The 11,886-nt window shown below is 60.7% G+C and carries 12 protein-coding genes and 1 pseudogene; 6 read left to right on the top strand and 7 right to left on the bottom strand.

Features of this window, described 5'->3' with window-relative positions; all coding sequences use genetic code 11:
- Nucleotides 1-120 precede the first annotated feature (120 nt).
- The gene (locus tag J2W17_RS11205; RefSeq protein ID WP_307333549.1) at nt 121-1,005 is read left to right on the top strand and encodes a LysR family transcriptional regulator; all 885 of its coding nucleotides are present in this window, start codon (nt 121-123) and stop codon (nt 1,003-1,005) included.
- Between the two features lie 223 nt (nt 1,006-1,228).
- Here J2W17_RS11205 and J2W17_RS11210 read toward each other — a convergent pair whose 3' ends face one another.
- On the bottom strand, nt 1,229-2,128 hold the full coding sequence (locus J2W17_RS11210) for a polysaccharide deacetylase family protein (protein WP_307333551.1): 900 nt from the start codon (nt 2,126-2,128) through the stop codon (nt 1,229-1,231).
- 280 nt (nt 2,129-2,408) lie between these two features.
- Nucleotides 2,409-2,576 carry a hypothetical protein gene (locus J2W17_RS11215; protein WP_307334102.1) on the bottom strand — a complete coding sequence of 56 codons (168 nt, stop codon included), beginning with the start codon at nt 2,574-2,576 and terminating at the stop codon, nt 2,409-2,411.
- 168 nt (nt 2,577-2,744) lie between these two features.
- Between J2W17_RS11215 and J2W17_RS11220 the strand changes: the two genes are divergently transcribed.
- Nucleotides 2,745-3,116 (top strand): DUF2784 domain-containing protein, encoded by a 372-nt coding sequence (locus J2W17_RS11220; protein WP_307333553.1) that lies wholly within the window; start codon nt 2,745-2,747, stop codon nt 3,114-3,116.
- A gap of 6 nt (nt 3,117-3,122) precedes the next feature.
- Here J2W17_RS11220 and J2W17_RS11225 read toward each other — a convergent pair whose 3' ends face one another.
- Both J2W17_RS11225 and J2W17_RS11230 read right to left on the bottom strand, forming a co-directional pair.
- Nucleotides 3,123-4,700 (bottom strand): sensor domain-containing diguanylate cyclase, encoded by a 1,578-nt coding sequence (locus J2W17_RS11225; RefSeq protein WP_307333555.1) that lies wholly within the window; start codon nt 4,698-4,700, stop codon nt 3,123-3,125.
- A 151-nt stretch (nt 4,701-4,851) separates the two neighbouring features.
- On the bottom strand, nt 4,852-5,379 hold the full coding sequence (locus tag J2W17_RS11230) for a DUF3087 domain-containing protein (RefSeq protein ID WP_307333557.1): 528 nt from the start codon (nt 5,377-5,379) through the stop codon (nt 4,852-4,854).
- A 216-nt stretch (nt 5,380-5,595) separates the two neighbouring features.
- On the opposite strand from J2W17_RS11230, the gene ppnN reads away from it, so the two are divergent.
- From ppnN to J2W17_RS11245, 3 genes are all read left to right on the top strand, one after another.
- Nucleotides 5,596-6,969 carry a nucleotide 5'-monophosphate nucleosidase PpnN gene (gene ppnN, locus J2W17_RS11235; RefSeq protein ID WP_307333559.1) on the top strand — a complete coding sequence of 458 codons (1,374 nt, stop codon included), beginning with the start codon at nt 5,596-5,598 and terminating at the stop codon, nt 6,967-6,969.
- A 239-nt stretch (nt 6,970-7,208) separates the two neighbouring features.
- The gene (locus J2W17_RS11240; RefSeq protein ID WP_307333561.1) at nt 7,209-7,949 is read left to right on the top strand and encodes a response regulator; all 741 of its coding nucleotides are present in this window, start codon (nt 7,209-7,211) and stop codon (nt 7,947-7,949) included.
- Between the two features lie 118 nt (nt 7,950-8,067).
- Nucleotides 8,068-8,292 carry a hypothetical protein gene (locus J2W17_RS11245; protein WP_307333563.1) on the top strand — a complete coding sequence of 75 codons (225 nt, stop codon included), beginning with the start codon at nt 8,068-8,070 and terminating at the stop codon, nt 8,290-8,292.
- Nucleotides 8,293-8,485: 193 nt separating this feature from the next.
- On the opposite strand, the gene J2W17_RS11250 is transcribed toward J2W17_RS11245, so the two are convergent.
- The 3 genes and pseudogenes from J2W17_RS11250 to J2W17_RS11255 all read right to left on the bottom strand — a co-directional run bounded on the left by J2W17_RS11250 (nt 8,486) and on the right by J2W17_RS11255 (nt 10,856).
- Complete coding sequence (locus J2W17_RS11250; protein ID WP_307333565.1) at nt 8,486-9,919, bottom strand: FAD/NAD(P)-binding protein; 1,434 nt, start codon at nt 9,917-9,919, stop codon at nt 8,486-8,488.
- A 79-nt stretch (nt 9,920-9,998) separates the two neighbouring features.
- Nucleotides 9,999-10,132: pseudogene (locus tag J2W17_RS31110) on the bottom strand (ABC transporter ATP-binding protein); the annotation flags it as partial.
- Between the two features lie 160 nt (nt 10,133-10,292).
- Entirely contained in the window at nt 10,293-10,856 is a 564-nt protein-coding gene (locus J2W17_RS11255) for a helix-turn-helix domain-containing protein (protein ID WP_307333567.1), read from the bottom strand.
- Here J2W17_RS11255 and J2W17_RS11260 point away from each other — a divergent pair.
- Nucleotides 10,836-11,876: a DMT family transporter gene (locus J2W17_RS11260; RefSeq protein WP_307333569.1), complete on the top strand. Its 1,041-nt coding sequence runs from the start codon at nt 10,836-10,838 to the stop codon at nt 11,874-11,876. The two genes, J2W17_RS11255 and J2W17_RS11260, sit on opposite strands and share 21 nt — an antisense overlap.
- The last annotated feature ends 10 nt before the right edge of the window (nt 11,877-11,886 follow it).

Raw genomic sequence — 11,886 nt, forward strand, 5'->3', positions numbered from 1 at the left:
CCCGTCAGGTTCTTGAAGTTCTGATCTGGATTCTCGTACGGCTTTTTCCGGGCGGCCAATATAGAATTAGTCTGGCTTGATACCTTAAAGGTATTTAGCCACTCAATATCCGGAGGTTCCATGGAACTGCGTCACCTGCGTTATTTTCAGGTGCTGGCCAAAACGCTCAACTTCACCCGTGCCGCCGAGCTGCTGCACATCGCCCAGCCGCCGCTGAGTCGACAGATCCAGCAACTGGAAGACGAGCTGGGGGTCATGTTGCTGGAGCGCGGGCGGCCGCTGAAGCTGACCGACGCCGGGCGGTTTTTCCATGAGCACTCCAGCGCCCTGCTCGAACAGCTGGCCAAGGTGTGCGACAACACGCGGCGGATCGGTCTGGGGGAAAAGACCTGGCTGGGCATCGGCTTTGCGCCATCGACCCTTTATGGCGTCTTGCCCGAGCTGATTCGTCGCTTGCGCAGCGGCGAGCCCCTGGAGCTTGAGCTCGGGCTCTCGGAAATGACCACCCTGCAACAGGTGCAGGCGCTCAAGGCCGGGCGCATCGATATCGGCTTCGGGCGGATCCGTATCGATGACCCCGCCATCATCCAGACCGTGTTGACCGAAGACCGGCTGGTCGCCGCCCTGCCCGCCGGCCATCCGTTGCTGGCCGGACCGATCAGCCTGCGCGATCTGGCGAAGGAACCCTTTGTGCTGTACCCCGGCAACCCGCGACCGAGCTATGCCGACCATGTGATTGGCTTGTTCGAATCCTATGGCGTGAGCATCCATGTGGCGCAATGGACCAATGAACTGCAAACCGCCATCGGCCTGGTGGGTGCCGGCATCGGGGTCACGCTGGTGCCCGCCTCGGTGCAATTGCTGCACCGCGACGATATTGGCTTTACCCCGCTGCTGGAAGATAACGCCACCTCGCCGATTATTCTCAGTCGGCGAGTGGGCGACGTTTCGCCGGGTTTGAATCATTGCCTGCGGATGATTGACGAGCTGTTGCCATCGGCATGAAACCGCGATGCAACAAACGTATGCGTCTTAAGGGGAATCCATCAGGGCCGAAATGGATGGTTCGGTCGTCAGGTCGCCATCGCCCCCTGTAGGAGCTGGCTTGCCAGCGAAGCACTCAAGGACAACGCGTTGATTCAGAAAGACACGCGTTATCGTTGACGTCCTTCGCTGCGGTTCGACGATTCGACAAGCCAGCTCCTACATTGGAAGCGCGCAGCGTGCTTCAATGGGGGTTGCTGTTCCAGAGCCAGTTCCAGATGCCCGGCAGTTTGACCGCCTGGGAACTGTCACGAACGGTGCGTGCCATGGCGGCCCGTTGCAGCGCGGCGGTATCGTCGTAAAACGGCTTCTGCGCCAACTTCACCCCGGTTGCGCTGGCGCTGTCGAGGAGGATCTGCAGGTATTCACGGGTATGCCGGGCGGTGTATCGATTGAGATCGTGGAATGTCACCACCACTGGAATCACGCCATCCACCGTCGGCAGCTCGCCTCGCGCAATACGCTCACGGACTTCGGACAGTTGCCGCAGCAGGTTGGCCCGGCGACGGGGGCTGGCGTTGAAACCCCAGATCTTGCCGTCGTTGGCGCTCAGGTCGGTGAGCAGCAGATGCAGGCCCTGTTGCCGATAAGCCGCGAAGGTGCGTTTGTCGTAGCTCCAGAATGGCGGACGCAGCAAGGTCGGTGGCGCTCCGGTGATCGCGGCGATATCGGCACTGCCATTGCTGAGCGACTGCTGCAGTGCAGGCGCATCCAGCGAGCGATGATTGCTATGACCGGGCGTGGCGGTATGCAAGCCCAGAATGTGACCTTCGGCCTGTTCGCGCTGCATGATCTCGCGCCCCAGCTCGCTGCCGCCGGCCCGTGAAGCACGGGTCTGCACGAAGAACACCGCCTTGATGTCCGCCTGCAGCGGATTGCGCGCCAGACTGTCGAGCACGGTCACGGTCGGATTCCACCAACTGGATGCGCTGGGACCGTCGTCGAAGGTCAGCAGAAAACGGATCGGGGGTTGCGCACGCAGACCTTGCTCGGTCTGCGGAGTCATCTCAATGGGAGAAGCGATGCACCCCGGCAGACCGACTGCGATGGCGAACGCAGATAAAACCTTGACCAGCTGATTCATGTTTTGCCTTGGGCCAGACTGTTACGCCCACACCTCTGTGCGGGCGCAGGTTGGATCAGGGTACACAGGATTTGGTTCCGGTGCCGCGATAGACCCTGACTCCAACCGGAAAATGCGTGAAGGTCTATGCAGCAATTCATTGCAGGTGCTAGCTTGCTAGCGAAGGTCGATAACGATAACGCATGTTTCCTGACTAAACGCGGCGCCCAGAGTCCATCGCGAGCAAGCTTGTTCCTACAACGGCATCACGCTCAATGGCGGGTTTGTTGTATCTGCAGGATCAGGGCTTCAGTGGACGTTCCTGGTCACGTTCAGACAGCTCTTTGCCGTCGTCGGGATGCTTCCAGTCCGGCGTCGAACGTCGCTGCTCCTCGAGTTCTTCTGCCGTCGGTTCATCCATGTCTTCATCATCCGGATCCGGGCGTTTGGTGTCGGTTGCCATGCTCACCTCTGTTCCTGAAGGGATCAGTCATCAACCTTAAGCGTAGAACAGTTTCGAGCGGCCTGGTGGCGTGAACAATCTTGCGCACTTGAACGCGACCGGCGCCGATTGTTCGCCTCCGTCACCCGTCCGAGTACCATGGAGCCATTGGCATAACACTTGCGGGTGTCGACAATGCTGTACCGAATCGCCGCCGACGGGCTGGTGCTGTTTCACCTGCTGTTCATTCTGTTCGTACTGTTCGGCGGTCTGCTGGTGCTCAAATGGCGCCTTTTGATCTGGTGGCACCTGCCCGCGGCTGTCTGGGGCGTTTCGGTGGAAGTCTTCCACTTGCCCTGCCCGCTGACTGGCTGGGAAAACCTCATGCGCCACGGGGCCGGGCAGACCGGCTATGGTGGCGGCTTCATCGAACATTACCTGTGGCCGGTCATTTACCCGGCCGGCCTGACGCCGGCGATTCAGCTGGGGCTGGGCGTTGTGGTGCTGGTGATCAACGTGCTGATCTACAGGCGGCTGGCCAGGGCGTGGAAGCTGCGTCGGGTGTAATGACACTCAGTTGGCTATCACGCTCATGTTCCGGCCGCTGGCCTTGGCGACATAGAGCGCCTTGTCCGCAGCAGTGACCAGATCATTGGGCTGGCTCTGAGAGGCCGGGTCATAGGCGCAGACTCCCAGGCTGACGGTGACCGTGCCGTCTACACCCTCACTGTGGACGATGCCGGCCTGCTGCACCGCGCGACGGATTTTCTCCGCTACCAGAAACGCGCCCACATAGTCGGTGCCAGGCAACACCACCGTAAACTCTTCACCGCCATAACGCGCGGCCAGGTCACCGGGACGCTTGATGGTGTCACTGATGATCGCGCTGATGCTGCGCAGGCTTTCATCCCCGGCCACATGACCATAGAGGTCATTGAAGCTCTTGAAGTGATCGACATCGATCATCAGCAGTGCGAGGTGGGTCTGGCTCCGTCTGGCCCGGCCCATTTCGGCAAGAATGAACAGATCGAATTGGCGCCGGTTGGATAACCCGGTCAATGCGTCCTCCAGTGCCAGCAACTCGAGGCTGCGGTTGACCTCGATCAGCTTTTCCTGGGCATCGAGCAAGACGCTCTGGACGTGATTCTGCTGTCTCATCAGGCGAATGAGGCGATAGCCGAATACCAACAGGAATCCGAGGAATAACGAAACGATGCCCGCACTCAGCAGCGCCTGCTCGCGCCAGCCGGCCAACACTTCCTCTTTTTCCAGCGCGGCGAAAATGATCAGCGGGTAATCGTCGACCCTGCGAAACCCGACCACACGCTCGACACCATCGACATACGAGGGGACCGTTGCGGTGCCAAAGTCACCCTTGGGCAACAATTGGGTGAACAGCGGCCCCTTGGCGACACTGCTGCCCACTTCAGCCTCCTTGAACGGCCGGCGCACGACGATGCTGGCGTCGTTGGCGATCAGGTTGATCACGCCGTTATGGCCCATGTCGATGCTGTCGTAGAGCGTAAGGAAATGACTGAGATAAAGGGTTGCCAGCGCCACGCCGGCGAAGCTGCCATCGGGATTATTGACGCGACGAGACACTGTCATGATCCATTCGCCGGTGGACCGACTCTTGATCGACGGACCGATATGCGGGCCACGATCGGGATGATCACGATGGAAGATGAAATATTCGCGGTCGGCATTGTTCGCGTCGGGCATGACGGCGCCATTGGAATTGGCAATCCAGCGCCCTTGATCGTCATAAACAAACAAACCATGAATCTGGCTCAGCTCACTGCGCTGGGCCGTGAGCAACCGCTCGAGCCTTGGTACCTGGCCCTTTGTGATGCCGTCGTTTTCAAGGCGGTCGACCAGCGTGAACAACAGGGTGTCGGCCTGCTTGATCGATGCTTGTGCTTGCGAAGCCAGGGTCTGCGCAAGGTTGGACATCGCCACTTCCTTGTCATGCAGATGGTACTGGCGCGAGTTCCAGGTCTCCCAGATCACGATGGCGATCATGGACAGGCATACCGCGAGCAGCAGAAACACCACCGAGCGGACCTTGAGGCGGGTCACTGACTGCTCGGCGATCAGCGCCACGCCGCGGCGCGATTGTTCGATTCGATCTTTAACGGACGGATGACCCATGACGCTCCCTGAATCCTGATGAACCGGCGACCCATCCCGATCGCCGTTGCTGACTACCCATTATTGCATTCACTGTGCTTGATCAGTTCAACCTAATCCTGACCTTCCCGCAACCCTGGACCCCGGGGGTGCTCTGCCCAGGCTCTGGAGACTACCGCGACGCCTGTTTCACCGCCTCGATCCAGGCCGGATTCATCCGGGTCTGTTCGATGTCGATGCCCAAGGCTTCCATCCGCGCCTTGTGTTGATCCATCTCACGCGACAACTGGCTGTGATCACTGGAATTACCGTCCAGCTCGTGCATCTGGCTCAACCCGAGATGGTAGAAGCGCAACAGCTTCATCGCGCTCGGGTCGTCCCGCTCCACGGCTGCCGTGACCTGGTGCATGACGTTAGTGATGCTCATCAGGCTGCGCTTGAGCTGCCAGCCATAGACGGCCGGCGCCATCCATTCCTGGGTCCAGAAGGTGCTGCGCATCAACGCGACCATCAGCAGCACCGCCACAAACACACCACCGACGTTGAAACGCAGATTGTCACCGCCAGGCTCGCCGAACAGCGCCACCGCCGCGGTGGACAACACCATCGCCAGCGCCAGGAACATCAGGGCGATGATGATTGTGCTGCGGCGTGTCTGCTGCCGATAGGCGGCGGCATTCTTCGGCTGGATTTCGAACATTGCGTCGGGTTTCCTTCGGGCATGGGCAAAAAGTCTGCGGGGCATTATCGCCTCTGCGAGGGATTTAGCTATGCTGGGACTTCTTTTCATATATTTATCGTTACACGGGAAAATGGCGATCCAGCGCAGTTCGTGCCATCTTCTTTCATGGATGCATATTATTCGGATGCCATTTGTCCTCCCTTGGGCGGATGACATCGTTTTAAGGATCATTGAATGACCCAACGACATGTAATCAACGCCTCGGTCAGCCCCAAAGGCAGCCTGGAAACCCTCTCTCAACGTGAAGTACAGCAACTGAGCGAAGCCGGATCCGGCAGCACCTACACCCTCTTCCGCCAGTGCGCCCTGGCCATCCTCAATACCGGCGCCCATGTTGATAACGCCAAGACCATCCTCGAAGCCTACAAGGACTTCGAAATCCGCATTCACCAGCAGGACCGTGGCGTTCGCCTCGAACTGCTGAACGCGCCCGCCAACGCCTTCGTCGACGGCGAAATGATCGCCAGCACCAGGGAAATGCTGTTCAGTGCCCTGCGCGACATCGTCTACACCGAAAACGAGCTCGACGCCCAGCGCATCGACCTGAGCACCTCCCAGGGCATCAGCGACTACGTCTTCCACCTGCTGCGCAACGCCCGCACCCTGCGTCCCGGTATCGAGCCGAAGATCGTGGTGTGCTGGGGCGGCCACTCGATCAACACCGAAGAGTACAAATACACCAAGGAAGTCGGCCACGAACTGGGCCTGCGCAGCCTGGACATCTGCACCGGCTGCGGCCCCGGCGTGATGAAGGGCCCGATGAAAGGTGCGACCATCGCCCACGCCAAGCAGCGCATCCATGGCGGACGCTACCTGGGCCTGACCGAACCCGGCATCATCGCCGCGGAAGCGCCGAACCCGATCGTCAACGAACTGGTGATCCTGCCGGACATTGAAAAGCGCCTGGAAGCCTTCGTCCGTGTCGGCCACGGCATCATCATCTTCCCCGGCGGCGCCGGGACCGCCGAAGAGTTCCTGTACCTGCTGGGCATCCTGATGCACCCGGACAACAAGGGCCTGCCCTTCCCGGTCATCCTCACCGGCCCGAAACACGCCGCGCCGTACCTGGAACAGCTTGATGCATTTGTTGGCGCCACCCTGGGTGAAGGCGCCAAGCAACATTACGAGATCATCATCGACGACCCGGCCGAAGTGGCGCGGCAGATGACCCAAGGTCTCAAGGCGGTGAAACAGTTCCGCCGCGAACGCAACGACGCCTTCCATTTCAACTGGCTGCTGAAGATCGATGAAGGCTTCCAGCGTCCGTTCGATCCGACCCACGAAAACATGGCCAACCTGCAACTGAGCCGCAACCTGCCCGCCCACGAACTGGCCGCCAACCTGCGCCGCGCGTTCTCCGGCATCGTCGCCGGCAACGTCAAGGACAAAGGCATCCGCCTGATCGAAGAACACGGGCCATACCAGATCCGCGGCGATGTGGCCGTCATGCAGCCGCTCGATCAACTGCTCAAGGCCTTTGTCGCCCAGCACCGGATGAAATTGCCCGGTGGCGCGGCGTATGTTCCGTGTTATCAAGTGGTTGCATGACATTGCTCAAGTAAATTCTATGGCGAGGGGCTGGCCCCCTCGCCACGGATACCTTGCTGACTGACATGATGGACCCGACACAAAAAAACCTGTAGGAGCCGGCTTGCCGGCGAAGGCGTCTTCATTGACGCTACAAGGCTTGAAGCAACGCCAGATACAGTAGGATGTATAAAGGCCGGCAAGCACCTCGACGTGGCTCCCTGGAATGCGCAACGTGCGAATGACAAGAGGGTTGAGCAATGGACCATGTGGACCACATCCTGATCGTCGACGACGATCGCGAGATCCGCGAACTGGTGGGCAATTACCTGAAAAAGAACGGCCTGCGCACTACCGTGGTCGCCGATGGCCGGCAGATGCGCAGCTTTCTCGAAGCCAACACCGTGGACCTGATCGTGCTCGACATCATGATGCCCGGCGATGACGGCCTGCAGTTGTGCCGCGAGTTGCGCTCGGGCAAGCACAAGGCCACGCCGATCCTCATGCTCACCGCCCGTAATGATGAAACCGACCGCATCCTCGGCCTGGAAATGGGCGCCGACGATTACCTGACCAAACCCTTCGCCGCCCGCGAACTGCTGGCGCGGATCAATGCCGTGCTGCGCCGCACACGGATGCTGCCCCCCAACCTGCTGATCAGTGAAAGCGGCCGACAGCTGGGCTTCGGCCGCTGGCGCCTGGATACCACCGCCCGCCACCTGCTGGACGAAGACGGCACCATGGTCGCTCTCAGCGGTGCCGAATACCGCCTGCTGCGCGTCTTCCTCGACCACCCGCAACGGGTCCTCAGCCGCGACCAGTTGCTCAACCTGACCCAAGGCCGCGACGCCGACCTGTTCGACCGTTCCATCGACCTGCTGGTCAGCCGTTTGCGCCAGCGGCTCAAGGACGACTCCCGTGAATCGACCTACATCAAGACCGTGCGCAGCGAAGGTTATGTGTTCTCTTACCCGGTGGAGATGCTCGGCGCAGAGTCCTGAGTCAGGCTGACAAAGGATCAATGTTCTCGATAGAGACTATGCGTCAGGGTGTTTTTTCATCGCAGTGTTCCAGCTCTAGAGTGGCGACATCTTCTCCCCACTTCTTTGGAGCACCATCATGAAAAGCATTATCGGTCTTGGTTTCGCCCTGTCGGTTCTTGGCGCTACGTCCGCCATTGCGGCTCCGCATGCCGCGTCAACTGTCGCTGCGGCGGCTAAAGTCAGCCAGCCGGCAGTGTTGAATGTGAACACCGTTGGTATTGACCATAAAGACAGCCAACAAGGCAAACTCTACGTAGCGGAAAACCGTCCCGAGTTTGGTTCGAAATATCAGCGTTATTGATCAACGGCATTGTGCTGCCTGATACGGCCCCCCCTGTAGGAGCGAGCTTGCTCGCGATGGGCGTCAACGATGACGCGGGCTGTCTGAATGCCCGCGTTGTCTGGAAGTCCATCGCGAGCAAGCTCGCTCCTACAGGGTGATCTGTGTCATGCCCAAATAAGGTTGATCGATTTCATGCCCAAAAACCGGGCCTCTACCCGCCAGTCACCAGTCGAGCGGCGAGAGCCTTGGCCTGACTCGCCACATCCGTCACCGCCGTACTCTCCCACCACATGCCACGCAACGGCGGCCCCATGGCAAACAGTCGACAGGCAACCTGACCATCAACGCCCACCACCGCACCATCAACCTCGGCCGCAATCCCCAACGCCAACGGCCCCGGTCGCACCAACCCGCGAGCCAACAGCTGCTGGGGCAATGGCCGCGCCACCCGTCGCCAGTCGTATTCAATGCCACTGGAGTTGATCAACGCGGCACCACTGACCACAACAGTTTCAACTTCACCACGTCGACGAATACGAATGCGCACTTCACCACCCGAAGACGGCTCCAGCCCCTTGAACGACGCCGCCTGAATCCGCAACCGTCCTTCTCCATGCAGCCGCGCCACCAGCTCGGCACTCAAGGGCGGTGAACGGTGATGATGACTTTCCCACCACGGCCGCACATGCCGCACGAACTGCCGACGCTGCACGTCCGTCGCCTGATGCCACAGCCGGCCGATGTGCGCCCGCACCGTATCCAGCGGCGCCTGCCAGTCGATGCCCTGGGCGATAGCGTCCCGGCAATGCCGGCGCAACTCGCGCACCAGCTGGCGCGGCGTGCGAATGCTCGGCTCCTCGGCAAGAAAATCCGCCCAGGCCGGCGGTTGTCGACGCACATGCGGCAGCAGTCCATGGCGCGAAAACACTTCGATCGGCCCGCGATGCCCGGCCTGTTCCAGCGACACCACGGCATCGACCATGGTCAGGCCCGAGCCGATGATCAGCACAGTCGACTGCGGATCAAGCTGGCGCATGGCAGCGACATCCCACGGGTCGAGTGCCGCGGCGTTCAACCCGCTGGATTCGGTCTGCGGTGTACGCGCGGCGGGGAACATGCCGGTCGCCAGCACCGCATAAGTACCCTGCAAGCGTTGCCCGTCACTCAGGGTCAGCCGCACCGAATCGTCCAGCGTCTGCAAGTCGACCACCTCGGCCCGCACATGCTCGACCGTCGAACCGTTCAACGCCCCCACTGCTTGCGCCTGCACCAGGCGCTGCTGCACGTAAACCCCGAAAAGCCCTCGTGGCGGGAACAGTTCGCTGACCGGCACATGCTGCTCGTCGGACTCCGGCCAGCCACCTGCCGCCATGAATTCGGTCAGCCATTGGGTGAGGTCGTCAGCGTTGTCCGGGTCGACGCTCATGCGGGCCGCGTTGCCGTTGAGGGTATGACCCAACTCGACCGCGCTATACGCCTCGCCCCGGCCCAGTTCGGCGCGGGGTTCAATCACCAGCACCGATCGTTTGCCGGGCAGGCGCAGCAATTGCGCCGCCAGCATCGCGCCGCTGAGGCCGCCGCCGACGATCAGGATGTCTGCAGTGCGGATGGCGTCGGTTACCGGTCCGCTTTGGGGTTCGCTCATGCCGTTCTCGCTGGTTAGTGTTTGCCTGTTAGGAATCGTACAGGTCGCCCTGAGTCAACAGCGCCTCGCTGCTGCCGGGCTGGACGACTATCACGAAAATCTTCTGGACGATAATAGGCGTCAAACCCATGGAAGTTTCGTCAAGCAGTACCAAAGTAGGATGCATGATCCAGGCCGGACCGATGGGACCTTCTGCTGCTTGCCACCGGAGGATCCCAGCATTCGAGCGATACCTGTGGGAGCTTGCTCGCGATGGCGGTGCATCAGTCGACATCGATGTTGAATGACACACCGTCATCGCGAGCAAGCTCGCTCCCACAGGGGATGTGTGTCGTGTCGGCTAAGTGTCTACCCGGTGTTGATTGGCAAGCAGTCAGATCACCACATTCCTCACGAACCGCGCGGCCACCGCCCCGTCGTTGCGATAGGCATGGGGCTGGTTGCTGGCAAACATATAGAACTCACCGGCACCAATCGCGTGTGGCGTGTCGCCGAGCATCAACGTCAGGCAGCCTTCGAACACGTAGATCTGTTCGCTCCAGCCATCGGCATCCGGTTGCGACGGGTAGATTTCGCCCGGTTGCAGGCACCATTCCCATTGCTCCACCTCGCGAGTGGCGGTGGCCTTGGACAGCAGAACGGCTTTGCTGCCGGGAATCGTCCCGGCCCAGGCCACTTCGTTGATGCGACTGGGGTCGCGGGCGTCCGGGGCCTGGATCAGGTCGCTGAAGGCAACGTCCAGGGCCTCGGCCACGCGGTCGAGGGTGGTCAGGCTGACATTCTTTTCGCCCGCTTCAATCGCCACCAGCATGCGTCGACTGACGCCGGACTTCTCAGCCAGCGCGGTCTGGCTCATGTCGGCGGCATGGCGCAGACGCCGAACATTGTGGCTGACATGCTGAAGGACCGAAGCCCGATGCGTGGAATCTTTGTGCACTATATTGCTCACTTGGTGGGGTTGGGCAGTATACTGCGCAACATTCGACGCATTGTGCGTCGACCCCAGGTAGCGCGCAAGGTCATGACGTCGGTGAACTCCTCTCAGGTTTCTTCCCGTTTCTCACGGTTCAGCAAGGCCGAGTGCGTGCTGGTGCTGATCACCATGGTCTGGGGCGGTACCTTTTTGCTGGTCCAGCATGCAATGACTGTCAGCGGGCCAATGTTTTTCGTCGGCCTGCGCTTTGCCGCTGCGGCGATCATTGTCGCGATGTTCTCCTGGCGGCATCTGCGCCAGCTGACCCTGTTCGAACTCAAGGCCGGGGCCTTCATCGGCGTGGCGATCATGCTCGGTTACGGCTTGCAGACCGTGGGCTTGCAGAGCATTCCCAGCAGTCAGTCGGCGTTCATTACCGCGTTGTACGTGCCTTTCGTGCCGTTGCTGCAATGGCTGGTGCTGGGACGCCGCCCGGGGTTGATGCCGAGCATCGGGATCATGCTGGCGTTTACCGGGTTGATGCTGCTGTCGGGGCCTTCCGGGGCGGCCTTCAATTTCAGCCCCGGTGAAATCGCCACGCTGATCAGCGCCGTGGCGATCGCGGCGGAGATCATCTTGATCAGCACCTATGCCGGCCAGGTCGATGTGCGCCGGGTGACGGTGGTGCAACTGGCGGTGACCTCGGTACTGGCGTTCCTGATGGTGGTGCCAACCCAGGAAGTGATTCCGGATTTTTCCTGGTTGCTGTTGTGCAGTGCGCTGGGTTTGGGTGCGGCCAGTGCGGCGATCCAGGTGGCGATGAACTGGGCGCAGAAGAGCGTTTCGCCGACCCGGGCGACCTTGATCTATGCCGGAGAGCCGGTGTGGGCCGGGATTGTCGGGCGGATTGCCGGGGAGCGGTTGCCGGCAATTGCGTTGCTAGGGGCGGGGTTGATCGTGGCGGCGGTGATTGTCAGTGAGTTGAAGACCAAGGGGAAGATTGTTGCGGCTGAGAAAGAGATGGAGCAGGAAATCCAGGGTTGAGCTTCTGGAT

The organism is Pseudomonas lini (assembly GCF_030812475.1).
Taxonomy (GTDB): domain Bacteria; phylum Pseudomonadota; class Gammaproteobacteria; order Pseudomonadales; family Pseudomonadaceae; genus Aquipseudomonas; species Aquipseudomonas lini_A.

What these genes read in the sequence shown, in the direction of transcription:
- J2W17_RS11245 (WP_307333563.1), top strand. Translation starts at nt 8,068, where the DNA reads ATGAAAAGCATTATCGGTCTTGGTTTCGCCCTGTCGGTTCTTGGCGCT.
- ppnN (WP_307333559.1), top strand. Translation starts at nt 5,596, where the DNA reads ATGACCCAACGACATGTAATCAACGCCTCGGTCAGCCCCAAAGGCAGC.
- J2W17_RS11260 (WP_307333569.1), top strand. Translation starts at nt 10,836, where the DNA reads ATGCGTGGAATCTTTGTGCACTATATTGCTCACTTGGTGGGGTTGGGC.
- J2W17_RS11225 (WP_307333555.1), bottom strand. Translation starts at nt 4,700, where the DNA reads ATGGGTCATCCGTCCGTTAAAGATCGAATCGAACAATCGCGCCGCGGC.
- J2W17_RS11220 (WP_307333553.1), top strand. Translation starts at nt 2,745, where the DNA reads ATGCTGTACCGAATCGCCGCCGACGGGCTGGTGCTGTTTCACCTGCTG.
- J2W17_RS11205 (WP_307333549.1), top strand. Translation starts at nt 121, where the DNA reads ATGGAACTGCGTCACCTGCGTTATTTTCAGGTGCTGGCCAAAACGCTC.
- J2W17_RS11250 (WP_307333565.1), bottom strand. Translation starts at nt 9,919, where the DNA reads ATGAGCGAACCCCAAAGCGGACCGGTAACCGACGCCATCCGCACTGCA.
- J2W17_RS11230 (WP_307333557.1), bottom strand. Translation starts at nt 5,379, where the DNA reads ATGTTCGAAATCCAGCCGAAGAATGCCGCCGCCTATCGGCAGCAGACA.
- J2W17_RS11240 (WP_307333561.1), top strand. Translation starts at nt 7,209, where the DNA reads ATGGACCATGTGGACCACATCCTGATCGTCGACGACGATCGCGAGATC.
- J2W17_RS11210 (WP_307333551.1), bottom strand. Translation starts at nt 2,128, where the DNA reads ATGAATCAGCTGGTCAAGGTTTTATCTGCGTTCGCCATCGCAGTCGGT.